We start from the raw sequence: 24502 nt of genomic DNA, 5'->3' as shown, positions 1-24502 counted from the left end.
CAATGACCGGAATGCGTCCGGGATAAATGGCTAAGTCTTGGTTCCGACATTGTTGTTATGACACGCTTGCATCTCACATCGTTTCCCGCGCCAGATGGCCGGATCTCATGCCCTTCGCGCGCTCCTGCTGGTGCGCGGGCGCGACGACGGCCTTGATCCAGCTCTCGACCTCGCTGCATCCCGTGCCTAATTCGCAGGCAAAAGATCCGGCGAAAGCGCGCCATGCCTCAATATTGCGCAGCGATACACCGATCAGAACAGGAATGTCCAGAGCCAGCGCCTCGCCGATAACCTCGCGCAGGCCGCCGCCCTCGGCTTCCACCTTGCCGAATTTGTTGATGATCAGCAGATCTGGCCGTTCCTGCGCCAGCGAATGCAGGATCAGGCCTGCCGCCCGCATCAGGCCGTTCTGATCGATGCGGCAGCCGCGCGACTCTTTGCCGCGATCTTCCGACAGGCCGATCAGAGCGCCCGAGCCCAGTTCCTCCAGAATCATGTCGCAGCGGCTGCGGTCGCTGCGCATCACATCATGCTGGATGATGCCGGCAAGGCGCAGTCCGCGTGTCTGCAGATCCCGCACCGTCCGGCTGAATATCTGGTCGGGATATCTGCCCTCGCCGTAAATGACGGCGGCGAGCGGGGCGCGGGCAGCCTCAGCCATGCGCGTGGCCTTCATGTTCATGATCATGGCCGTCCTCCGCGCCATGATGGCCGCCGCACGTGCAGCCGCCGGTCTTCATGGGCTCGGCGTCGCGCTTGAGCGCCCAGTCGATCATGTGTTCAAGGCAGGCGCGCGCCGGGTCATTCTCGCTGCGCTCCAGCTTGGTCATCAGTGAGAGCCAGCATTCATCGCTCGCGGCAACGGCGAATCTGGCGGCTGCATTGGCCGCATATTCGCCGTTTGTCTCGCCATATTCTCCGGCCATGGCCGAAATGCGCGCGAGAAGCACGAGATCGCCGGTCGCCTCCAGCAGCGATATGGCGTTTGATTCGTTTTGCAGGTCTTCCAGCAGGGTTCCGAGCAGCATGTTTATTTTCCTTCAGGCGGCTTCCGGGACGAGATCGATGCCGGTGATGACAGCGCGTTCGGCCAGAATGGCGACATATTGCTGGAGCGCGCGGCGGCGCACGCTCTCGTTGAGATAGGCGGCGATGCGCGCTTTCACGAGATCGAAGGGCAGTTCCTCACCCTCGACCTTCTGATCCAGCAGGATAACGTGGAAGCCATAGCGTGTTTCGACCGGCTCGGGATGCAGGCCGATGGCCATGGTGCGCAGAGCCGCGTCGAATTCGGCAACGGTCTGGCCGGGGCTGATCTGGCCGAGATTGCCGCCTACCTCGCGTGAGGGGCAGGCCGAGAATTCGCGGGCCATGTCGCTGAACCGCGACGGAGTCTCCTGCAGGGTGGCGATGAGAATTTCCGCTTGCGCCCGTCCCGTCTTGCGCGCCTGTGTGTCAGCGGCGGCGGCGATCAGAATATGCCGGACGCCATAGAGCGGCGCGGAACGGAATTTGGCGCGGTTCTGCGCGTAATAGCGCGCACAGGTGGCATCGTCGGCGCTGGGCACCTTGACCTCTGCGTCGATCAGCGCGCGCATATTGGCCTCGTCCGGTGTCTCCCGGCGGCCTTCCTCGTCGCTTTGCGGTTCGGCGCAAATGCCGAGACGGGTTGCTTCCTGATGCAGCAACTCGCGGATGACCAGCGCCCGCGCGGCCTGCTTCCATGCAGCAATGGGGCTTGGCGCCGCATGGTTCTGGGCCTCGCGGGCGATGGCGTTCCGGGGTATCGTGACATCATTGACGCTGACAGCGCGCGGCTTGATGTCGATCTTGGGGGATTTGATCTCACAGGTGTCTGACATGATGCTTACTCCGCAGCCTTGAGTTTGTGGCGCGAGCGCACGACCTGATAGCCGGTGCGTCCCAGATACCAGACGGGCGCCGACCAGATGTGCACCAGCCGCGTGAACGGAAACAGCAGGAAGATGGTCATTCCCAGCGTGAGATGCAGCTTGAAGATCAGCGGCACGTCCTCGACATAGGTCCAGGCATCGGCGCGCAGGATGAGCACACCCTGCGCCCAGTTCATGAACTTGACCATTTCATGGCCGTCCATCGCCCCCAGCGAGACGGAGATCGTGCCAAGCCCAAGCAGCAATTGCGCAAACAATATCAGCAATATGGCCGTGTCGGCGAAGCTCGATGTCGCGCGGATGCGCGCATCGAACAGCCGCCGGTGCGTGAGCATCGCGATGCCGGCAAGGCACATCAGGCCGGCAAGGCCGCCCACGACAATGGCGAGGCCCTGCTTGAAGCTGTGCGGGATGCCGAGCGCGTCGAACACGAAGATCGGCGTCAGCAGGCCGACAAAATGCCCGGCAAAAATGATGAGTATGCCGACGTGGAACAGGTTCGAGCCCCAGCGCAGTTGCTTGCGCCGCAAGAGTTGCGAGGAGCCGGTCTTCCATGTGTAGGGCTCGCGGTCGAAGCGGATGAGCGAGCCGAGCGCGAAAACAGTGATGCAGAGATAGGGATACCAGCCGAACAGGGCGTGATTGATGTAGGAGGCCATGACGTGATCCTTCTCAGATTTTTGCGCCGGTATGCGCGAATGTGGTGCGCGGCCCGGCCTTCGGGGCGGATTCGAGACCGGGCGCCGGGCGGCGGGCCTGACGCACCTTGGCGATCAGGCCTTCGTGGCCGCAGGCATCGGACGCGGCTGCGCCGGGGCCAAACTTGACCTCTTCCTCTTCCCATGCGGCATCGAGCGCTTCGAGATCGTCGGGCGCGTGTTCCGGCTCAGCGAGAAGGGCGGCCAGCGCCTCGCGGTCGGGCTTCGCGCTGGAAAGGCTCAGCAGGGACCGGAAGATCGCTTCATAGGGCGAATTGCGCTTGGCAAGGCGTTCGGCCAGCGCGGAAAGCACGTGGGCGGGCTGGCCGATAAGTTCGATCGCCTCCTGCGGCGGCCGCGTGGAGGCATATTCGAGAAACAGCGGCAGGTAATCGGGCAGTTCCTCGATGGTCGGCGTATAGCCGCCTTCCTCGTAGACGCGGATGAGGTCCACCATGGCCTGTCCGCGATCCCGGCTTTCGCCATGCACATGCTCGAACAGGTGCAGCGAGAGCGCCCGCGTGCGGTCGAACATGAGGCCGTAAGCCTCCTGCAGGTCAAACAGGTCCGTGGCTTCAAGATGATCTGCGAGCGCCCGCAGGCCGCGCTTCTCGCCGGCGCGCAGCAAGGGGTCGCTGTCGAGCAGGGTGCGGATCTCAGGCAAGGCGGCGATGAGATCCTCGCGCGGATAGGTGAGCAGCGCCGACAGCGCTTTCAGGCTTTTCATCAGGCGATCTCCATCGGATTCTTGGCCGGCTTGCCGGTGGCGGTCTTAGCGCCGAACATGTTGACGTTGTTTTCTCCGGGCGAGCAGCCGTTGCCGAAGGAGAAGCCGCAGCCGCCGCGCAGGTCATAGGCGTCCTCGGTGGTCTCGCGGTGCGAGGTCGGAATGACGAAACGATCCTCGTAATTGGCGATGGCCATGATCTGGTACATGGTCTCGATCTGCAGGGGCGTAAGGCCGACGCGGCGGGCGACCGCCTCGTCAATCACGCCGTCCACTGTCTTGGCCCGCATGTAGGCGCGCATGGCCAGCATGCGCTCCAGCGCCGAGGCGACGGGTGCCTCTTCGCCGGCGGTAAGTAGATTAGCGAGATATTTCAGAGGGATGCGCAGAGAGCGCACATCTGGCATTCCGCCATCTATGCCCATCTTTCCGGCTTCCGCGGCCGAGGTGATCGGCGAGAGCGGCGGCACATACCAGACCATGGGCAGAGTGCGGTATTCCGGGTGCAGCGGGAAGGCGACCTTCCATTCCATCGCCATTTTCCATACGGGGGACTGGCGCGCGGCTTCCAGCCAGTTCTCCGGCACGCCATCGGCACGCGCCTGCGCGATCACGGCGGGGTCGTTCGGATCCTTGAAGACCTTCATCTGCGCCTCGTAGAGATCGGACTCATTGGGCACGCTGGCGGCGGCCTCGATAGCATCGGCGTCATAGAGCATCACGCCGAGATAGCGGATACGCCCGACACAGGTTTCGGAGCAGACCGTCGGCTGGCCAACCTCAAGGCGCGGATAGCACATGATGCATTTCTCGCTCTTGCCGGTGGACCAGTTGTAATAGATCTTCTTGTAGGGGCAGCCGGAGACGCACATGCGCCAGCCGCGGCACTTTTCCTGATCGATGAGTACGATGCCGTCCTCCTCGCGCTTGTAGATCGCGCCGGACGGGCAGGAGGCGACGCAGGCCGGGTTGAGGCAATGTTCGCACAGGCGCGGCAGGTACATCATGAAGGTGTTTTCGAACTGGCCGTACATCTCCTTCTGCACGCCCTCGAAATTATAGTCGGCGGAGCGCTTGGAGAATTCGCCGCCCAGAATTTCCTCCCAGTTCGGGCCCCAGTTGATCTTCTCCATCCGCTCGCCGGTGATCAGCGAACGCGGGCGCGCCGTTGGAAAGGCCTCCATTTCAGGCGCCTTCTGCAGATGTTCGTAATCGAAGGTGAAGGGCTCGTAGTAATCGTCGATTTCCGGCAGGTCAGGATTGGCGAAAATATTGGCCAGCACGCGCCATTTCGAGCCGATGCGCGGTTCGATCTTGCCGTTGGCCTTGCGTTTCCAGCCGCCGTTCCAGCGCTTCTGGTTTTCCCAGTCCTTCGGATAGCCGATGCCGGGCTTGGTTTCCACATTGTTGAACCAGGCATATTCCATGCCTTCGCGGCTGGTCCAGACGTTCTTGCAGGTGACCGAACAGGTGTGGCAGCCGATGCACTTGTCGAGGTTCAGCACCATGGCGATTTGCGCGCGAATCTTCATTTTCTCGGTCCTTTATGCTGAAACGGGCAGGGCGGCGGAGGCTGCATCCTTGTGGGGACGTTCCAGCCAGTCGATATTCTTCACCTTGCGGATGATGACGAATTCATCGCGGTTGGTGCCGATCGTGCCGTAATAATTGAAGCCATAGGCATATTGCACATAGCCGCCAATCATGTGGGTGGGCTTGAGCACGACGCGCGTCACGGAATTGTGGATGCCGCCGCGCTGGCCGGTCATCTCGGAGCCGGGCACGTTCACGATCTTTTCCTGCGCGTGATACATCAGGACCATGCCTTCCTTCACGCGCTGCGAGACGACGGCGCGTGCCGTCAGCGCGCCATTGGCGTTGTAGGCCTCGATCCAGTCATTGTCGGCAATGCCGACCTTTGCGGCATCCACCTCGCTGATCCAGACAATCGGCCCTCCGCGCGACAGCGTGAGCATGAGCAGGTTGTCGGTATAGGTGGAGTGGATGCCCCATTTCTGGTGCGGGGTGATGAAATTGAGCACGATCTGCTTTTCGCCATTGGGCTTCATGTCGATCACGGGCTTTGTCGCGCGCAGGTCTATCGGCGGGCGGTAGACGCACAGCGCCTCGCCGAAGGCGCGCATCCACAGGTGATCCTGATAAAGCTGCTGGCGGCCGGTGAGGGTGCGCCATGGAATAAGCTCATGCACATTGGTGTAGCCGGCGTTGTAGCAGACCTTCTCGCTTTCCAGACCCGACCATGTCGGCGCCGAGATGATCTTGCGCGGCTGTGCCACCACATCGCGGAAGCGGATTTTCTCGTCTTCCTTGGGCAGCGCGAGATGAGCGTGCTCGCGCCCCGTGGTTTTCGAGAGGCTCTCCCATGAGCGCACCGCCACTTCGCCATTGGTCTCGGGCGCCAGCATCAGCAAGGTTTCGGCGGCATCAATGTCAGTGACGATTTTCGGCATGCCCTTTGTGGGGCCTTCGTCGGTCACGACGCCGTTGAGATGCCGCAGATGCTCGACCTCGGTTTCGGTTGGCCAGTTGATGCCCTTCACGCCGTTTCCGAGCTTGTCCATCAGCGGGCCCAACGCCGTGAAGCGCTTGTAGATATTGGGGTAATCGCGTTCAACCACAGTCACGTTGGCCATGGTCTTGCCGGGAATGGGCTCGCATTCGCCCTTTTTCCAATCCTTGACGTCGAAGGGCTGTGCGATTTCGCCCACTGTGTCGTGCATCATCGGGGTGAGAACAGTGTCCTGCTCGACCCCCAGAACCTCCGGCGCAACCGCCGAGAAGCTCTTGGCCAGCCCCTTGTAGATCTCCCAGTCGCTGCGCGCCTCCCATGCCGGGTCAACCGCCGCCGTGAGCGGATGGATGAACGGGTGCATGTCCGAGGTGTTGAGATCGTTTTTCTCATACCATGTGGCGGTGGGCAGCACGATGTCCGAATAGACGCATGTTGTGGACATGCGGAAATCCAGCGTCACCAGCAGGTCCAGCTTGCCCTCCGGCGCCTGCTCGTGCCAGACGGCCTCCATCGGCTTGGTGCGGCCTTCGGCCCCGAGATCCTTGCCCATGACGCCGTGGCTGGTGCCAAGCAGATGCTTGAGGAAATATTCATGGCCCTTGCCGGACGAGCCCAGCAGGTTTGAGCGCCAGATAAACATGTTGCGCGGCCAGTTTTTCGGATTATCCGGGTCCGTGCAGGACATTTTCAAGGTGCCGTCCTTCAGGCCGTTGGCGACATAATCCTTTATGTCCATGCCGGCCTTTTTCGCAGCTGCGGCCAGATGCAGCGGATTTGTCTCGAGCTGCGGCGCGGAAGGCAGCCAGCCCATGCGCTCGGCGCGGATGTTATAATCGATCATCGCGCCATCCCATGCGCCTTCGGGCGCGGTGGGAGAGATGATATCGCCGACATTCATCGTCTCGTAGCGCCATTGGTCGGAATGTGCGTAGAACGACGAGGTGGCGTTCTGCTGGCGCGGCGGGCGGCCCCAGTCGAGGGCGAAGGCCAGAGGCGCCCAGCCCGATTGCGGCCGCAGCTTCTCCTGCCCGACATAATGCGACCAGCCGCCGCCGGATTGGCCGATGCAGCCGCACATCACCAGCATGTTGATGACGCCGCGGTAGTTCATGTCGGCGTGATACCAATGGTTCATGGCGGCGCCGATGATCACCATGGAGCGGCCATTGGTCTTTTCGGCATTGGTGGCGAATTCGCGCGCAACCTGAATGATCTTGTCGCGCGAGACACCTGTGATCTTCTCGGCCCATGCGGGTGTATAGGGCGCATCGTCATCGAAATTCTTCGCGACATTGCCGCCGCCGAAGCCGCGGTCGATGCCGTAATTGGCCATGAACAGGTCATGGACGGAGGCGACCAGAGTCTCGCCATCGGCCAGCCTGAGTTTCTTGACCGGAACATTGCGCGTCAGCACGCTGGCGTGGTCGGTATGGGTGAAATGCTCATGGGCGATATTGCCGAAATAGGGAAAACCGACTTCGGCAAATTCGTCCCTGATGTCGGCCAGAGACAGCCGCAGCCGCGTATTCTCGTCCTTGGCGTTCTTCTCCTCAAGGTTCCACTTGCCCTGTTCGCCCCAGCGAAAGCCGATCGAGCCCTTCGGCACGACAATATTGCCGCTCGCCTCGTCATAGGCGACAGTCTTCCATTCCGGATTGTTGGTCTCGCCCAGACCGGCGTCAAAGTCGGAGGCGCGCAGGAAACGCTCCGGCACGTAGATGCCGTTCTGCCTTACGAGGCGCACCAGCATCGGCATATCGGTATATTGCCGCAGATAGCGCGTGAAATAGTCCACCTGCCGGTTGACGTGATATTCCTTGAGGATGACATGGCCCATGGCCATGGCGAGGGCCGAATCCGTACCCTGTTTCACTGAGAGCCAGATATCGCCGAATTTGGCCGCCTCGGAATAATCGGGGCAGATGACCGCCGATTTGGTGCCGCGATAGCGCGCTTCCGTATAGAAATGGGCGTCGGGCGTGCGGGTCTGCGGCACGTTGGAGCCCCACAGGATGATGAAGCCGGCATTATACCAGTCGGCGGATTCCGGCACGTCGGTCTGTTCGCCCCATGTCTGCGGCGAGGAGGGCGGCAGGTCGCAATACCAGTCGTAGAAGGACATGCACACGCCGCCAAGCAGTGAGAGATAGCGCGCGCCCGAGGCATAGCTCACCATCGACATGGCCGGGATCGGCGAGAAGCCGAAGATGCGGTCGGGGCCATGCGCCTTGATTGTATAGGCATTGGCGGCGGCGATGATCTCGTTGACCTCTTCCCAGCGGGCGCGCACGAACCCGCCCATGCCGCGCTTTTTCGTGTAGGCGGCGCGCTTTTCCGGGTTTTCGACGATGGAGGCCCAGGCTGCGACAGGCGCGGCGTTCTTGCGGGCCTCGCGCCACAGACGCAGAAGGCGCGAGCGGATCAGCGGATATTTCACGCGGTTGCCGGAATAGAGATACCAGCTGTAGCTGGCCCCGCGCGAGCAGCCGCGCGGCTCGTGGTTGGGCAGATCGGGGCGCGTGCGTGGATAATCGGTCTGCTGGGTTTCCCAGGTGACGATGCCGCCCTTGACATAGATCTTCCATGAGCAGGACCCGGTGCAGTTGGCGCCGTGCGTCGAGCGCACGATCTTGTCGTGCTGCCAGCGCTTGCGATAGCCATCCTCCCAGCGGCGATCCTCGTTGGTGGTGATGCCGTGCCCGTTGGCAAATGGTTCACGAACCTTGGAGAAGAAGGTCAGACGGTCGAGAAAATGGCTCATGATGATCCTCTTTTAAATTCAGGCGGTTCTGGCTTTGCGAAAGCGCGGGCGCTCCACATCGAAGAGCAGGCCGCCCTTGCGGGTGTAGAAAGCCCATGTCACCGCGACACAGGTCACATAGAAAACAAGGAAACAGAGCAGGGCGGCTTCCGGCCCGCCCGTGAGGGCGATGGATGTGCCATAGCTCTGCGGAATGAAGAAGGCGCCATAGGCGGCAATGGCCGAGGTGAAGCCGATGATGGCGGCGCTTTCCTTCTCGGCCTGTTTGAGCGCAGCCTCGCGTGAGAGTTGCGGCTCCAGTTCCGGCACGCGCTTGCGCATGATGTTGGGGATCATCTGGAACGTCGAGGCATTGCCCACTCCCGTCAGGAAGAACAGGGCGAGGAAGCAGCCGAAGAAGCCCCAGAACGCGCCGGGCTGGTCCTTTGTGGCGAGGAAATACATGACGCCCACCACAGCGACGATCATGCCGCAGAAGACCCAGAAGGTGACGCGCGCCCCGCCCCATTTATCCGCCACCCAGCCGGAGCCGGCGCGCGAGAGCGCACCCACCAGCGGGCCAAGGAAGACAAATTGCAGGCTGTCGATAGCCGGAAACTGCATCTTGGCCAGCAGCGGGAAGCCTGCCGAATAGCCGATGAACGATCCGAACGTGCCGACATAGAGCCAGCTCATCAGCCAGTTGTCGAGACGGCGGAAGATCACCGCCTGATCGGTGAAGGAGGCTCTGGCCGAGGCCAGATCGTTCATGCCCAGCCAGGCCGCGACGGCGGCGGCAATGATGAACGGCACCCAGACGAAACCGGCATTCTGCACGAACAGCTTCTGCCCGTTGCCGAGCACCTGCCCGTCGCCGCCCGCCGCTCCGAAAATGCCGAAGGTCACGACAATCGGCACGACGAACTGCACCACGCTGACGCCGAGATTGCCGAGCCCCGCGTTAAGCGCCAGCGCGTTGCCTTTCTCGCTCTTGGGAAAGAAGAACGAGATATTGGCCATGGACGAGGCGAAATTGCCGCCGCCCGCGCCGCACATCAGCGCCAGCAGCACAAAGATATAATAGGGCGTATCCGGGTTCTGCACGGCGAAGCCTATGCCGAGCGCCGGAACGAGCAGCGAAGCGGTGGTGAGCGTCGTCCACATGCGCCCGCCGAAAACAGGCACCATGAAGGAATAGAAGATGCGCAGCGTCGCGCCAGATACACCCGGCAGCGCCGCCAGCCAGAATAATTGCTCGGTATCGAACTTGAAGCCGATGGCCCGCAGCTTGGCAATAACGACCGACCAGACCATCCAGACGGCGAAGGCCAGCAGCAGCGCGGGGATCGAGATCCACAGGTTGCGCCGGGCGATGGCGCGCCCCTTTGTCTGCCAGAATTCGGCATCCTCTGGCCGCCAGTCCTCGATGATATGGCCCGCGAGCGCGCCGATGTGCCGGGCCTCGTGAATGGGCAGCATTTCCGGCAGTTCGGGCAGCCGCTTCAACGTGGATTCTGTGGCCTCGCGCTCCATCTGCCGGATGGCGAAATGCATCCAGACCAGCGATGTCGTGGCGATGACGAACAGAAGCATGAAGCAGGATTGCCAGAGTCCGCTCTGATCCAGCAGCCAGCCGAAGGCAAGCGGCATGATGAAGCCGCCAAGGCCGCCCACCAGACCGACAATGCCGCCCACCGCGCCGACCCGGTCGGGGTAATAGACCGGGATATGCTTGTAGACGGCGGCCTTGCCGAGGCTCATGAAGAAGCCAAGGACAAAGGTCAGCCCCATGAAGCTGTAAATTCCGGTTTCAAGATGGAAGCTGATGGCGCCCTTTTCGCCGATCATCGTATATTCTGTCGGCGGGTAGGAGAGGATGAACGTGGCTATGGCGGCGACCGAGAACGTCCAGTACATGATGCGCCGCGCGCCATATTTGTCGGAGAGGACTCCGCCATAGGCGCGGAACAGGGAAGCGGGGATCGAATAGACCGCGCCAATCATGCCGGCGGTCTTGATGTCGAGATGATAGACGCCCATCAGATAGCGCGGCAGCCACAGAGCCAGCGCGACGAAGCCGCCGAAAACAAAGAAATAATACAGCGAGAAGCGCCAGACCTGCACGCTTTTGAGCGGCTCCAGCATGGCTTTGAGCGATTCGGCTTTCTTGCCATTCGCGCGCCGCGCGGCCAGATCCGGGTCGTCGCTGGTCACAAAAAAGAACACGATGGCCGTCGCCAGCAAGGCAATGGCCCAGACGATGGCCACCATCTGCCAGCCATATGCGACAAGCACGCTGGGGGCCGCAAATTTGGTGACGGCGGCGCCGACATTGCCCGCGCCGAAAATGCCGAGTGCGGTACCCTGCTGGTTCTTGGGGAACCATTTTGCAACATAGGCAACGCCAACGGAGAAGGTGCCGCCCGCAATGCCGACGCCCAGCGCCGCCAGCAGGAATGTGGGGTAATCGTAAGCGAAGGTCAGCGCGAATGTCGCCGCAGCGGCTGTCACCATTGTCCAGAAGAAGACGAGACGCCCGCCGAACTGATCTGCCCAGATGCCAAGAATCAGCCGGATGAGCGAGCCGGTGAGAATTGGCGTGCCGACGAGCAGGCCGAATTCGGTTTCATCGAGACCGAGGTTGCTCTTGATCTGGATGCCGATGATCGCAAAAATCGTCCAGACTGAAAAGCACACCGTAAAACTGAATGTCGACATCCATAGCGCAGCATTCTTTTTGCTTTTTGATGCGAAACATGTGTTCATCTTGCCCTCGCGGCGGATTTTGCCTCTCCGAGGTCGGATTTTTGGTATAAACGATCCGTTTCCCTTGATTTGGATCAAGGCCAGTGCGCAAAAAACACGATTCAAGCTGTGTCGTGGTACGAGGCAAGTTGTTGCCGTAAATGTGGCAATGATCTGGTATCTGATCTGCAATCGGCGACATGACTAAAATCAATTTTAAGCGTGATTTTTGGCTGCGGTCGTGATTTGATGAATTGAATTTTTGGAAAGGTGCGGCCTATGCGGGCGGAGGAACTCGATCTTGTGCGGCAGATTGGTCTGCTGGCAAATCTGAGCGAGGCGCATCTGTCCGAATTGCTGCATGGCGCCTTTCTGCAGCGGTTCCCTGCTCATGTCGATCTTATCCAACAGGGCGATCCGGCCGATTTCCTGCACATCGTGCTGGAAGGGCAGGTGGAGATATTCGGCTCGTTCCGGGAGCGCGAGACGACAGTGTCGGTGGTCGGACCGGGGGATTGCTTCATCCTTGCGGCCGTTATTCTCGACAAGCGCTATCTGAAGGCGGCGCGCACGCTGACGTCCTCGCGGATTCTGATGGTGCCGGCGCAGGCGACGCGGCGCATATTTGATATTGATGCCAGCTTTGCCCGCTCCATCACGCACGAACTGGCCAAGGCTTACCGCTCCGTCGTCAAGGAACTAAAGAACCAGAAATTGCGTTCCGGCCTTGAACGGCTGGCAGCCTGGCTGCTGCGCTATAACGTCGAGAACGGACTTTCGGGCGAATTTGACCTGCCTTTCGACAAGAAGGTGCTTGCCAGCCGTCTCGGCATGGCGCCCGAGGTGCTTTCGCGCAGTTTTGTGACGCTTCAGGCCTATGGCGTCAGGGTTGGCGGCCCGCATATCAGCATCACCGACATGCCCGCTCTGATCAAGCTCGCCACGCCCGACCCGATGATCGATGATCCAAAAAGCTGACTCGCCAGAAGGCTGACTCGCCGCCATTATGCGCTGTGCCGTGGCAATATGCCGGTTTGCTCCCATATGAAAGAAATAATATCCCTTTCTTCGCGGCAGGCCTGTCCGGGCTTGCGTGCCCGGCCGGGAGCGATCATGAGAAGATTTTCCATCCTTTCCATCCTGCCCAGACATCCGATCTGGCGCTTCATGGTTATGCACTGGCTGCTGGGCATGGGCGTAGGCGCGGCGCTTGCGGGCGCATTGCTGGCCTTTGATGCAGGCGGCCTGCGCACGCTGATGGCGCATTCCGATGTGCTGTTCGTGGCGGGTTTCTTGTTTGTGGCCAGTTTCGCTTTCAGTTTTGGCGGCCTGTTCTGCGCCACCGCTGTCATGGGCATGAAGGATGAGGGCGCTGCGCCGGGCCCGCGCCTGCGGGCGCTGGTGCCCGTCATTTTGCGCCGTCGCGGCATGCCGCCCGGCAGGTCTCACTGAAGCCGACCGCCCGGGAGCCAAATTTACTTGCGCCTTAGGTTGAAGGTCCGGGGGGCTTTGCTCCCTTTCGTTTCCGGCTATGATGGCTGTCAGTCTGGCCTTCGGAGCTGAGAATGGCGCATTTTGACGATATTGCCGGAAAGACAGCGTTGATCACCGGTGCCTCAGGCGGGCTGGGATTGCATTTTGCCGGGCTTCTGGCGCGTCAGGGCGCAAGGGTTGTTCTGGCGGCGCGGCGGCGCGTCGCCTTGCAGGATCATTGCGAACGCCTGACAGCTGCGGGCGGAACAGCCGTTGCGCTGGAACTTGATGTCACCCGCAGCGAGTCCATAGCGCAGGCTCTGGCTGAATTCGGGGAGCCTGTTGATATCCTGATCAATAATGCCGGCATAGCGACTGGAGTCAGCGCCGCCGATCTGAGCGAAGCCGGATGGGACAATGTCATCGATACGAATCTGAAGGGCGCTTTTATGCTGTCTCAGGCTGTGGCAGCGCGGATGAGGCTTGCCGGCGGCGGCGCTATTGTCAATATTGCGTCCATTCTCGGACTGCGCGTCGCCAGTCATGTTGCAGCCTATGCCGCTTCCAAGGCGGGGCTGATCCAGCTCACAAAAGCGCTTGCGCTTGAATGGGCGCGCGATTCCATCCGCGTCAACGCCCTCTGCCCCGGTTATGTGGAAACAGATCTCAACCGGGATTTCTTCGCCGGGCCGGCCGGGCAGCGCATGATCCAGCGCATTCCGATGCGCAGGCTCGGGCAAATGGCCGATCTTGACTGCGCTTTGCTGCTGATGTGCTCCGATGCCGGTCGCTACATCACTGGTGCAACGCTGGCCGTCGACGGCGGGCATCTGGTCTCATCGCTCTGAATTTTCGCTCTTTTGGCGCGGGATTGAAAACACGCACATATTTGGCTGAGGACTGGAACGCTCATGGATTTTCAAATTGCTTCGCGTATCGAGGATTACCGGGCGCGCATTGCTGCCTTTGTCGGGGCGCATATCCTGCCGCTTGAGGCGGAGCGTGCGTCCTATGACGGCCATGGCAATATTGCCGAGACGCCTTTGCAGGAATTGCGCGCCAGAGCCAGAGCCGAGGGGCTCTGGTGCCTGCAGCTCAAGCCCGAAAGCGGCGGGGCCGGCCTTGGCAAGGTTGGCATGGCCGTGTGCTACGAGGAGATGAACCGTTCCATTTTTGGCCCCGTCGTCTTCAATTCGGCGGCTCCCGATGATGGCAATATGATGTTGCTGGAGGCGATGGGCAGCGCCGAGCAGAAGCGCAAATGGCTTGATCCTATCGTCTCTGGCGCGGTGCGCTCGGCCTTCGCCATGACGGAGCCGCATCCGGGCGGCGGCTCCGACCCCGGCATGATCATGACGCGGGCGGTGCGCGATGGCGGCGGCTATGTCATTTCCGGGCGCAAATGGTTCATCACCGGTGCGCAGACCGCCAGCCATTTCATTGTGGTTGCCCGCACTTCGGATGACCCGCGGCACGGCCTGACGGCTTTTCTTTTTCACAAGGATCAGCCGGGCTGGCGCATTGCGCGGCGCATCGACATCATGGGGCCGGAGGAGCATGGCGGCCATTGCGAGCTGGAATTTGACGGCCTGCGCGTTACTGATGCCGATATTCTGGGCGGCGAGGGGCAGGGGCTGAAGGTGACGCAGGTGCGGCTTGGTCCGGCGCGTCTGACGCATTGCATGCGCTGGCTGGGTCTGGCCCGGCGCAGCATAGAGATCGCGCAGGATTATGCTGCCGTGCGTACCGGCTTTGGCCAGAAGCTGGCTGAGCGCGAGAGCATCCGGCTCATGCTGGGCGATATAGCCATGCGCATCGAGATCGGGCGATTGCTGGTGATGCGCGCGGCATGGGAACTCGATCAGGGGCGTTATGCCCGCAAGGAAATTTCCATGGCCAAGGTGCATGTGGCCCGCGTGCTGCATGATGCCGCCGATATCGGCATTCAGATCAATGGTGCGCGCGGCTATTCGCAGGATACGGTGCTCGAATGGATTTACCGCTATGCCCGGCAGGCGCGGCTCGTCGATGGCGCTGACGAAGTGCACAAAATGGTGCTCAGCGGCTTTCTCTCCAAGGAGGGGCGCGGCTTCTGGTCATGGCCCGTCGCATGACGCTGCAGCTTGATTTTGATCCCCGGCCGCTGGCTGATTTTCTGCGCGCGCAACTGGGCGGCCCGGGCGAGCCCGTGCTTGAACGCATCGGCGGCGGACAATCCAACCCAACCTATTTCCTGACCTATGGCGGCGAGGCCTTCGTGCTGCGCAAAAAGCCCGCAGGGCCGATCCTGCGCGGCGCGCATGCGGTGGAGCGCGAATACCGGGTTCTGACGGCGCTGGCCCGGACGGATGTTCCGGTGCCGGAAACGGTGCTGCTGTGCGAGGACCCCGGCATCATCGGCACGCCGTTCTATCTGATGCGCCGCCTGCATGGGCGGGTGTTTCATTCCGCCGCGCTGGAGGAGGCCGCTCCCCATGAGCGGCGCGGGATCTATCTCGCCATGGCGGAGGCGCTGGCGCGGTTGCACAGGGTGCGTCCAGAGACGGTCGGGCTTGGCGATTTCGGCAGGCCCGGCAATTATTTCCGCCGCCAGATCGACCGCTGGTCGCAGCAATGGCGCGATTCGCCGATGGAACGGATCGCCGATCTTGACCGGCTGATGGACTGGCTCAACGCTAACCTGCCGCCGGATGACGGACAGGTCGCCATTGCGCATGGCGATTTCCGGCTTGGCAATCTGATCTTCCACCCGCATGAACCAAGGGTTCTCGGCATATTGGACTGGGAACTCTCGACGCTTGGCCATCCGCTGGCCGATCTAGGCTTTTGCGTCATGCCCTGGCACTCCAGCCCCGACGAATATGGCGGGATTATCGGGCTCGACCGGGCGGCGATGGGCATTCCGGGCGAAGAGGAATTCGTGCAGCATTATTTCGCACATGCGGCTGCGACAAACCCGTTGTTGCCGTTTCACATTGCCTTTGCGCTATTCCGGTTTGCCGTGATTTTCGTCGGCATTGCCGACCGCGCGCGTCAGGGAAATGCGGCGGGCGATGCAACCTCGGCCGCACCGCGTCTTGCTGCCCGCTTTGCTGCCCGCGGTCTGGAAGCCGTGCGGAATGTCTAGATTTTCGTGGCTGCCTGTACCAGCCAGTCGGGCATGAGCGAAACCAGCCGGGCCTCGATCACGATATCCGCACCGCTCAATATTGCGCCGCCGACGAAGATCAGAACCGCTGCAAGAATGTCATTGGCGATGCGGCCGCTCAGGCGGGTCAGGAGGCGCCCGCGCGCGGCAAGGCGCGAAATGCCGAATCCCGCCAGCAGCAGGGCCAGCGCCGCGCCAAAGGCAAAGGCGGTCATGGTGATGACGGCGCTCGCCAGCGAGCCGCCGCTGGCCGCAAGGGCAAAGGCCGCGCCCAGGGTGGGGCCGACACAGGGCGCCCAGGCAAAGGCCAGAATGACGCCGGCAAGGAACTGGCCCCGCAGGCCGAGTCTGCCCTGCATCTGCCCGAGCCGGTCGGCAAAACCGGCAAGAGGTCCGAGCGCAGCCTCGGCTTTCAGTCCAAGGGCCGGAATCAGCATGATCAGGCCAAAGGCCACCATCAGCGCAGCAGCAATATTGCGGATAAAGCCCGCTTCGCCGAACTCGATGCTGAAGCTGGCGAGCACGCCGCCGACCAGACCGAATGTCACGGCAAGGCCAAGCGCCAGCATCAGCGGCCCGCTGGCGTTTCTGGCGCGCGCACCGGCGATCACGATGGGCGCAAGCGGGAGTACGCAGGGCGACACGATGGTGAGCAGGCCAGCCATAAAGGCAAGAAGCAGCGTGATCATCCGTTCAAAGCGGCTTTCAGCACGTCGACCACATCCTTTTCCGAAGTGCTCCACGACATGCGGGTGATTTCCTTGCCGCCCCTGTAGGCAATGAGGGTTGAACGCGGGCATTTGAGCGCGGCGACAATATCCTTCTGGTTGTCGTAATCGACGCGGTAGAAGCTGATCTTGGCGTAATCGCTGGCAGCAAGGCTGGAGAGAATGGAAGCCTGCGCATGGCATTGCAGGCACCAGGGCGCATAGACATGCACCACGACCGGCTTGCCGGACCTGATCATTTTTTCAACGTCGCTGGCAACATAGGGCTGCAATTCAAGCGCAGCGGCGGGCCGGGCAAAAGCCACAAGCCCGGTGGCCATCATAAGACCTGAAGAGAGAAGCATTCGGCGCGATAACATGATGAACCTCCGTTTTGTCTGTTTACGGCGGTTTGTGCGGCCCGGATGCAGCATCACGTCTTTGTGATGCGGCCCGCCGCCTATCCCCGGCAGAGGATGGCGGCAGGCGCTTGATCAGCGGTTCAGTGACCCTGATAACGCGGGCCGGGACGATTATAGCCTCCGGCCGCACGGATTGCGTCAAAAACGGCAAGAGGCGTTGCTGGCATGTCGATTTTCGTAATGCCATAGCCGCGATACAGCGCATCGGCTACCGCATTCATCACCGCCGGGCTTGAGCCGATGGAGCCGGCCTCGCCAGCGCCCTTGAGGCCCATTGGATTGCTGGTCGAGGGGATGTTGCGCGTCTCGAATTCATATGAGGGCACGTCATCGGCGCGCGGCAGGGCGTAATCCATCAGGCTGGCGGTCAGCAACTGGCCGTCTTCGCTGAAGACGGTGCGCTCGAACAGCGCCTGTCCGATGCCCTGCCCGATGCCGCCATGCACCTGACCAGCCAGAAGCAGCGGGTTAAGCGTCATGCCGAAGTCGTCGACGACATGATATCCGACAATCCGGGTTGTGCCGGTCTCGGGGTCGATCTCGACCTCACAGACGTGGGTTCCGTTGGGATAGGTTGCTTCCGGCGGCTCGTAGGACGCCACCGCTTTCAGTTGCGATGGTTTGGCCTTGGGCGAGGCGGCGATCTCGGCATAGGTGACAGCGCGGTCGGTGCCCGCGATGCGGATGGCGCCATTGGCGATCTCGACATCGGACGGCGCTGCCTCCAGCATGTCGGCGGCCAGATCCTTCAGTTGCAGCGAGAGCTTTTCCGAAGCCAGATTGAGCATGGCCGCGCCCACCGGGATGGAGCGCGATCCGCCGGTTCCGTGGCCGGTCGGCACGGCTTTCGAGTCGCCCTGAATGAGCGTGACCTGTTCAAGCGGCACATCCAGATAGTGCGCCACCACCTGCGCATAGGCCGTGGCATGGCCCTGTCCGTTGGACTGGGTGCCGACACGCATGGTGAATGTGCCGTCCTTGTTCAGTTCGACCGAGCCTTCCTCGCCGTCGCCCCATGCGGTGCATTCGATGTAGGACGCAAAGCCGATACCACGCAGTTTGCCGGACTTGGCGGAGGCCTTCGCGCGTTTTTCAAAGCCCTTGTAATCGGCTTTGAGCAATGCGGTTTTCATCGCGCCCTCGAAATCACCAACATCATAGGTGCGGTGAGTCTGCGTGCGGTAGGGCATCTGCTTCGGCTTGATGAAATTGCGTGCGCGGATCACGTCGCGGCCGATGTTCATCTCGCGGGCGCAGGCATCGACAAGGCGCTCCAGCACATAGGCGGCCTCAGGGCGTCCCGCGCCGCGATAGGCATCCACGGGAACCGTATGTGTGTAGACGCCGCGCACCCGGCCGGCATAGGCCTTGATATCATAGCATCCGGTGGCCATGGACATGCCGAGCCAGGGAATATAGGGCGCGAATGTCGAGAGATAGGAACCAAGCCCGCCCAGAATATCGACTTTCATGGCGACGAAGCGGCCCTTCTCGTCCATCGCCATCCGGGCTGTGGTGAGATTGTCGCGGCCCTGCGTGTCGGCCACGAAATGTTCCGAACGGTCGCCCACCCATTTCACCGGCTTGCCCAGCCGTCTGGCGGCTTCCAGCACCAGCGGATATTCGCGGTAGACGAAGCCTTTCGTACCGAATCCGCCGCCGACATCCGGCGTTTTCACGTGGAGGCTGCCCGGCGCGATCTGCATGATCTTCGATACGATGCCGCGGATGGAATGCACCCCCTGCGATCCTGTCGTCAGGGTGAATTCCTGCTTGCGCGCATCATAGGCGCCAATGGCTGAGCGGGTTTCCATGTAATTGGCGACAACGCGGTTGTTGACAACCGTAATGCTGACCACCTTGGCCGCACTGGCGAATATGGCCTCTGTCGCGGCGAGATCGCCCATGGTGGCTTCATAGGCAATATTGCCGGCGGCGAAGGGCCAGACCTGCGCTGCGCCCGGCGCGATGGCCTGTTCGATGGTGGCGACGGCGGGTTTCGACTGATAATCGACCTCGATCAGTTCGGCGGCGGCGCGCGCCTGCGCCAGAGTGTCCGCCACGATGAGCGCCACTGCATCCCCCACATGCTGCACCACGTCCTTTGCCAGCACGGGATAGACAGGCAATTCCATCTCGACGCCGTCAGGCACGCCGCTGCACGGCAGCGGCCCGAGGTGAGCGATATCCGCCGCTGTCAGGATCAGGCGAATGCCCGGCGCTGATTTTGCCGCCTCGATGTCGCTGATCGTGAAGGTAGCGTGGGCATGGGGGCTGCGCAGCACGAATGCATTCAGCACGCCCTTTGGCTGAATATCGTCGGTATATTGTCCTTTTCCCGTGGTGAAGCGCACATCTTCCACGCGTCGGGCGGACTGGCCTATGCCAAATTTCATCGGTTTCATACCAAAATCCTTGTTTTCGTATGTTGAGCGCGCACAAGCGCGAATGATTGCGGTGGCATGCAGTGGAACGCGTCGGACTCAGACGGGCAGGTCGCCGCCGCGCTTTCCGGCCAGCAGCCATCCAGATGCTGTCGTCCAGACAGGAGATCGTTTCAGAGCCACCGGGCAAACCTATTCGACGGGCTCGCCCGCATTGTACCAGCCGAGAAAACCGGGCGCGAAATGCGTATCTACATCCGTGCGCCCCGCCGCCTGCGCCATGGCGAAGGCTGTTTTCGAGCGGTTGCCGGAGCGGCAGCTCAGGATGACGCGCTTGCCGGCCGGCAGGCGGCTGACGTCGAATGCGGAGAGCGGATTAAGCACGGAGCCGGGAATATGTCCGGCGGCAAACTCGTTGGGCTCGCGCACGTCCACGACCACCAATGATCCGTCGGCCATGCCCGCCTTCAAAGCCTCGATTGAAATTTCCTTCGGCCCAGACATGTAAGATCCTCGCTGTAATCCAATGCGGCGCACGATAAAGCGCTAACATCAGCGAGGCAAGTGACGCCGAACGAAAAGCGCCAGCCTTGCGGATTTTTTCCAGTTTGAACGAAGGTTGAGCCTGCGGCGACCTAAAACGGCGCTGTGCGCATCTGGTTTTCGGACGCGACAACGATTATGACTTGAATTCTGTCTCTTAAAGTTCGGAGTCGATCTTGTCCGCTTCTGCCCCCGCCGCTTTTGTCTGGAACGACGCTTTTCTGCTGGAAGACCAGCTCACCGAGGATGAGCGCATGATCCGCGACGCCGCCCGCAGCTTCGCGCAGAGCGAACTCGCGCCGCGCATTGAGAAGGCCTATCTTGATGAGACGACAGATCCCGGCCTTTTCCGCCTGATGGGTGAAGCGGGGTTGCTTGGCGTCACGGCGCCGGAAAAATACGGCGCAGCCGGGGCGGGTTATGTCTCTTACGGGCTGGTGGCGCGCGAGGTGGAGCGGGTTGACTCGGGCTATCGCTCGATGATGTCGGTGCAATCCTCTCTGGTGATATATCCTATTCAGGCTTATGGCAGCGAAGCGCAGCGGCAGAAATATCTGCCTGATCTCATCTCCGGCAGGAAAATCGGCTGTTTCGGCCTTACAGAGCCCGATGCAGGCTCCGACCCTGCGGGCATGAAAACCCGTGTCGAGAAGATCGCGGGCGGCTATCGACTCAATGGCGCAAAAATGTGGATATCGAACGCGCCGATCGCCGATGTCTTTGTTGTCTGGGCCAAATCGGCCGCGCATGACAACGAGATCCGCGGCTTCATTCTCGAAAAAGGCATGAAGGGCCTTTCCGCGCCGAAAATCGACGGCAAGCTGTCGCTGCGCGCGTCCATCACCGGCGAAATCGTCATGGACAATGTCGAAGTGAGCGAGGAGGCGCTTCTGCCCGGCGTTTCCGGCCTCAAGGGGCCGTTCGGCTGCCTCAACCGCGCCCGTTATGGCATATCCTGGGGTGTGATGGGCGCTGCGGAGGATTGCTGGCACCGCGCTCGCCAATATGGGCTGGATCGCCGGCAGTTTGGCAGGCCGCTCGCAGCCACGCAGCTCTATCAGAAGAAGCTTGCCGACATGCAGACAGAGATCACGCTCGGATTGCAGGGCTCTCTGCGCGTCGGCCGCCTGATGGATGAAGGCCGGATGGCGCCGGAGATGATCTCGCTGATGAAGCGCAACAATTGCGGCAAGGCGCTCGATGTTGCGCGCGCTGCCCGCGACATGCACGGCGGCAACGGCATCCAGATCGGCTATCACGTCATGCGCCATGCCGCCAATCTGGAAACCGTCAATACCTACGAGGGAACGCATGACGTGCATGCGCTTATTCTGGGCCGCGCGCAGACCGGCATTCAGGCCTTCTTCTGATGAGCCCGCTCGACGGCATCAGGGTTATCGAGCTGGCGCGCATTCTGGCCGGGCCATGGATCGGCCAGACGCTGGCTGATCTGGGCGCGGACGTGATCAAGGTCGAAAGCCCCGAGGGTGACGATACCCGCAGTTGGGGGCCGCCCTTCATTGAAACGGCGGGTGAGAGCTCTGCTGCCTATTATCACGCCTGCAACCGCGGCAAGCGGTCGGTGGTCGCGGATTTTACCAGCCCTGAGGGCCGGGATCTGGTTCGGAGGCTCGTTGCGACAGCCGATGTGCTGATCGAGAATTTCAAGGTTGGCGGCCTGAAGAAATATGGCCTCGATTATGAGAGCCTGAAGGCACTCAACCCGCGCCTCATCTATTGCTCGGTTACGGGATTTGGCCAGAGCGGGCCTTATGCGCAGCGCGCGGGCTATGATTTCATGATTCAGGGCATGGCGGGAATCATGGATCTTACCGGCCAGCCCGAGGGCGAGCCGCAGAAAATGGGCGTGGCTTTTGCCGATATATTCACCGGGCTTTATGGTGTCATCGGCATTCAGGCGGCGCTGATCCAGCGGGGAAAGACCGGACTTGGCCAGCATATCGATATGGCCTTGTTCGACTGCATGAGCGGTGTCCTTGCCAATCAGGCGATGAATTATCTGGCCAGCGGCGTCGCGCCCAGACGCCTTGGCAATGCCCATCCTAATATCGCGCCCTATCAGACCTTCAGGGTTGCCGACGGCCATGTCATCATTGCCGTGGGCAATGACGGCCAGTTTCAGCGTTTGTGCGGCGTGCTCGGGCTTGATGTGCTTGCCGCGGACGCGCGCTTCGCCACCAATGCGCTGCGTGTTAAAAACCGAGCTGAACTGACTTCGGCGCTTGGCGCCGCGCTCGCCTCATGGCCGCGCGATGCGCTGCTTGCAGCAATGGAAGCGGCGATTGTTCCTGCCGGGCCGATCAACAGCGTCGCCGATGTTTTTGCTGATCCGCAGTTTCAGCATCGCGGTATGAAAATCGAGGTGGACGGCGTGCCGGGTCTGCGGACCCCGTTGAAATTCTCCGACGCCGAACTCGCGCTCAGCCGCCGCGCGCCCAACAAGGGCGAGCATAATGCGCAGGTGCTGGCCGAACTGGAGACCGGCAAGAAGGCGTAATGCCTGAATGCGCTGTCGTTTTGTGCAGCGCCAACAGCGAGACCGGTTCAGACCTCTGGTTCACCGACAAGGCTTGCCGATCTGGTCATCCGGCTTGTTGTGCGCTGAGCAATGTTTTTGTGCGAGGCGGCAATATTGTCGAGAAACTGCCGGGCGCTGTTCTCCCAGGAATAGCGCGCTGCAAGATCAAGCGCCGCATCGCGCGGAATATCCAGCGCCGCAAGACAGGCGCTTTGCAGGTCCTCATCGAGCACGCCCGCGCCTGAGCCGCCGATGACATCAAGCGGGCCGGCAACCGGAAAGGCGGCGACGGGCAGGCCGCTGGCCAGCGCCTCAAGCAGAACAATGCCGAATGTGTCGGTGCGGCTGGGAAAGCAGAATACATCGGCGCTGGCGTAAAATTCGGCTAGTTCGATGCCGGATTTCATGCCCACGAAATGCGCGTCGGCATAGCGCGCCTGCAGCGATGCGCGGGCAGGACCATCGCCGACGATGATCTTGCTACCGGGCAGGTCAAGCCGCAGGAAGGCTTCGATGTTTTTTTCCACCGCCACTCGGCCGACATAAAGAAATATCGGCCCCTTGAGCGCAAGGTCGCGTCGCCGGGCGGGCGAGAACATCTGGCGGTCGACCCCGCGCGACCAGCGCATGAGATGGGTGAAGCCGCGCGCTGCCAGTTCGGTCTCGACGCTGGCGGTGGAGACCATTGTACCGCTGCTCCTGTTATGGAAGCGGCGCATCAGGCCATAGGTGAAGCTGAGCGGCACCGGCGCCCGCGCGGCGATATATTCCGGGAAACGCGTGTGATAAGAGGTGGTGAAGGCGCGTCCCGTGCTCATGCAATAGCGCCGTGCCGCAAATCCGATCGGTCCTTCGGTGGCAATATGCACATGATCGGCGCGAGATTGTTCTATATACCGGCCAAGCTGGCGCGACGTGACCAGCGAAAGCCGGATATCTGGATAGGTCGGCAGGGGCAGGGTGCGGAATTCCTTCGGCGTGACGAAGGTAAACCGCGCATCCAGTTTCTGCGCCGCCGCCGTCATCGCCCTGAGCGAATGGACGACGCCGTTGACTTGCGGCGTCCAGGCGTCGGTGGCGATCAGGATATGCATCAGGCGGCCGCCTGATCCGCAGTCTCCGGCCCGGCATCGACCAGCAGAAGGTGCTGGCGTTGTTCGACCTCCTTGTGCCAGTGCAGAATCTCCATCCGGCCATCCTCATGCTCGGCAATGGCGGTGCAGGATTCAACGAAATCGCCGGTGTTCATATAGGTGATGCCTTCAATGTCGCGGATCGTGGCATGGTGGATATGGCCGCAGATGATCCCGTCCGCACCCGCGCGGCGCGCCTCGTCCGCAAGCGCGGTTTCGAAGGCTCCGATGAAATTGACGGCTTTTTTCACCTTGAGCTTGGCCCAGGCTGAGAAGGACCAATAGGGAAAGCCGAGCTTGCGGCGGAAGAAATTGAAATATCGGTTGACGAAAACCGCGAAATCATAGGCCCAGTCGCCGAGATAGGCGAGCCAGCGCGCGTTATGCACAACAAGATCGAATTCGTCTCCATGCATGATCAGGAAGGTTTTGCCGTCGGCGGTGAGGTGCTGCGCGCGGCGCTGGATCGCGATGCCGCCAAAGGTCAGCTTGACGAACTGCCGGGCAAACTCGTCGTGATTGCCGGGGATATAAACCATTTTCGTGCCCTTGCGGGCCTTGCGCAGCAGTTTCTGCACCACGTCATTGTGCGATTGCGGCCAATACCAGCCGGATTTCAGACGCCATCCGTCGATGATGTCGCCGACAAGATAAATTGTATCGGCATCGTTCACCCTGAGAAAGTCGAGCATCAGTTCGGCCTGCGAGGCTTTCGAGCCCAGATGCAGGTCTGAAATGAAGAGGGTACGGTAACGGCGGGTGGATTTTGTCTTGACCACGGCTTTTATCCTGTTGAC

Annotated in this window: 21 protein-coding genes; 7 read left to right on the top strand and 14 right to left on the bottom strand. The window is 61.4% G+C overall.

Translation table 11 applies throughout. The annotated features are described in order from the left end of the window. Positions 1–73: 73 nt before the first annotated feature. From AC0N03_RS07770 to AC0N03_RS07735, 8 genes are read right to left on the bottom strand one after another with little or no spacing between them, the layout of a single operon-like run. Entirely contained in the window at positions 74–688 is a 615-nt protein-coding gene (locus AC0N03_RS07770; protein WP_474288083.1) for a DUF2478 domain-containing protein, read from the bottom strand. After that, the gene (locus tag AC0N03_RS07765) at positions 654–1028 is read right to left on the bottom strand and encodes a hypothetical protein (protein ID WP_474288082.1); all 375 of its coding nucleotides are present in this window, start codon (positions 1026–1028) and stop codon (positions 654–656) included. The genes AC0N03_RS07770 and AC0N03_RS07765 overlap by 35 nt, the downstream gene beginning before the upstream one ends. A 12-nt stretch (positions 1029–1040) precedes the next feature. Further along, positions 1041–1862, bottom strand: a complete 822-nt coding sequence (locus AC0N03_RS07760) for a peptidylprolyl isomerase (RefSeq protein ID WP_474288081.1) — start codon at positions 1860–1862, stop codon at positions 1041–1043. Positions 1863–1867: 5 nt separating this feature from the next. Then, positions 1868–2572 carry a respiratory nitrate reductase subunit gamma gene (narI, locus tag AC0N03_RS07755; protein WP_474288079.1) on the bottom strand — a complete coding sequence of 235 codons (705 nt, stop codon included), beginning with the start codon at positions 2570–2572 and terminating at the stop codon, positions 1868–1870. Between the two features lie 13 nt (positions 2573–2585). Beyond that, positions 2586–3338 carry a nitrate reductase molybdenum cofactor assembly chaperone gene (gene narJ, locus AC0N03_RS07750; RefSeq protein WP_474288078.1) on the bottom strand — a complete coding sequence of 251 codons (753 nt, stop codon included), beginning with the start codon at positions 3336–3338 and terminating at the stop codon, positions 2586–2588. Next, a complete protein-coding gene (gene narH / locus AC0N03_RS07745; RefSeq protein ID WP_474288077.1) occupies positions 3338–4870 on the bottom strand; it encodes a nitrate reductase subunit beta in 1533 nt (510 codons plus the stop codon). The genes narJ and narH overlap by 1 nt, the downstream gene beginning before the upstream one ends. 12 nt (positions 4871–4882) lie before the next feature. Next, a complete protein-coding gene (locus tag AC0N03_RS07740) occupies positions 4883–8632 on the bottom strand; it encodes a nitrate reductase subunit alpha (RefSeq protein WP_474288076.1) in 3750 nt (1249 codons plus the stop codon). Positions 8633–8650: 18 nt separating this feature from the next. Then, positions 8651–11377, bottom strand: a complete 2727-nt coding sequence (locus AC0N03_RS07735) for a nitrate/nitrite transporter (protein WP_474288075.1) — start codon at positions 11375–11377, stop codon at positions 8651–8653. Between the two features lie 258 nt (positions 11378–11635). Between AC0N03_RS07735 and AC0N03_RS07730 the strand changes: the two genes are divergently transcribed. The 5 genes from AC0N03_RS07730 to AC0N03_RS07710 all read left to right on the top strand — a co-directional run bounded on the left by AC0N03_RS07730 (position 11636) and on the right by AC0N03_RS07710 (position 15956). Next, positions 11636–12334 carry a cyclic nucleotide-binding domain-containing protein gene (locus tag AC0N03_RS07730; protein WP_474288074.1) on the top strand — a complete coding sequence of 233 codons (699 nt, stop codon included), beginning with the start codon at positions 11636–11638 and terminating at the stop codon, positions 12332–12334. 135 nt (positions 12335–12469) lie between these two features. After that, positions 12470–12808: a hypothetical protein gene (locus AC0N03_RS07725; protein WP_474288073.1), complete on the top strand. Its 339-nt coding sequence runs from the start codon at positions 12470–12472 to the stop codon at positions 12806–12808. Positions 12809–12921: 113 nt separating this feature from the next. Then, positions 12922–13677 (top strand): SDR family NAD(P)-dependent oxidoreductase, encoded by a 756-nt coding sequence (locus AC0N03_RS07720; RefSeq protein WP_474288072.1) that lies wholly within the window; start codon positions 12922–12924, stop codon positions 13675–13677. Positions 13678–13740: 63 nt separating this feature from the next. Beyond that, positions 13741–14943: an acyl-CoA dehydrogenase family protein gene (locus AC0N03_RS07715; RefSeq protein ID WP_474288071.1), complete on the top strand. Its 1203-nt coding sequence runs from the start codon at positions 13741–13743 to the stop codon at positions 14941–14943. Further along, positions 14928–15956 (top strand): phosphotransferase family protein, encoded by a 1029-nt coding sequence (locus AC0N03_RS07710; RefSeq protein WP_474288070.1) that lies wholly within the window; start codon positions 14928–14930, stop codon positions 15954–15956. Before AC0N03_RS07715 ends, AC0N03_RS07710 begins: the two co-directional genes overlap by 16 nt. Here the strand turns inward: AC0N03_RS07710 and AC0N03_RS07705 are convergent. The 4 genes from AC0N03_RS07705 to AC0N03_RS07690 form a co-directional block, all read right to left on the bottom strand. Then, positions 15953–16666: a cytochrome c biogenesis CcdA family protein gene (locus AC0N03_RS07705; protein WP_474288069.1), complete on the bottom strand. Its 714-nt coding sequence runs from the start codon at positions 16664–16666 to the stop codon at positions 15953–15955. The two genes, AC0N03_RS07710 and AC0N03_RS07705, sit on opposite strands and share 4 nt — an antisense overlap. Then, positions 16663–17064 (bottom strand): thioredoxin family protein, encoded by a 402-nt coding sequence (locus AC0N03_RS07700; RefSeq protein WP_474288068.1) that lies wholly within the window; start codon positions 17062–17064, stop codon positions 16663–16665. Before AC0N03_RS07700 ends, AC0N03_RS07705 begins: the two co-directional genes overlap by 4 nt. 122 nt (positions 17065–17186) lie before the next feature. Then, the gene (locus AC0N03_RS07695; RefSeq protein ID WP_474288066.1) at positions 17187–19511 is read right to left on the bottom strand and encodes a xanthine dehydrogenase family protein molybdopterin-binding subunit; all 2325 of its coding nucleotides are present in this window, start codon (positions 19509–19511) and stop codon (positions 17187–17189) included. Positions 19512–19682: 171 nt separating this feature from the next. Then, entirely contained in the window at positions 19683–19994 is a 312-nt protein-coding gene (locus AC0N03_RS07690; protein ID WP_474288065.1) for a rhodanese-like domain-containing protein, read from the bottom strand. 215 nt (positions 19995–20209) lie between these two features. Between AC0N03_RS07690 and AC0N03_RS07685 the strand changes: the two genes are divergently transcribed. Beyond that, positions 20210–21403, top strand: coding sequence for an acyl-CoA dehydrogenase (locus AC0N03_RS07685; RefSeq protein ID WP_474288063.1), 1194 nt, complete (start codon positions 20210–20212; stop codon positions 21401–21403). Then, the gene (locus AC0N03_RS07680) at positions 21403–22551 is read left to right on the top strand and encodes a CaiB/BaiF CoA transferase family protein (RefSeq protein ID WP_474288061.1); all 1149 of its coding nucleotides are present in this window, start codon (positions 21403–21405) and stop codon (positions 22549–22551) included. Before AC0N03_RS07685 ends, AC0N03_RS07680 begins: the two co-directional genes overlap by 1 nt. A gap of 47 nt (positions 22552–22598) precedes the next feature. On the opposite strand, the gene AC0N03_RS07675 is transcribed toward AC0N03_RS07680, so the two are convergent. Next, a complete protein-coding gene (locus tag AC0N03_RS07675; RefSeq protein ID WP_474288059.1) occupies positions 22599–23666 on the bottom strand; it encodes a glycosyltransferase family 4 protein in 1068 nt (355 codons plus the stop codon). Next, positions 23666–24484: a UDP-2,3-diacylglucosamine diphosphatase gene (locus AC0N03_RS07670; protein ID WP_474288058.1), complete on the bottom strand. Its 819-nt coding sequence runs from the start codon at positions 24482–24484 to the stop codon at positions 23666–23668. The genes AC0N03_RS07675 and AC0N03_RS07670 overlap by 1 nt, the downstream gene beginning before the upstream one ends. Positions 24485–24502: the final 18 nt, after the last annotated feature.

The organism is Methylocystis sp. sgz306128 (assembly GCF_056032725.1).
Note: the sequence above shows the minus strand (reverse complement) of the source record. Positions and strands in the feature narration are given on the sequence as shown.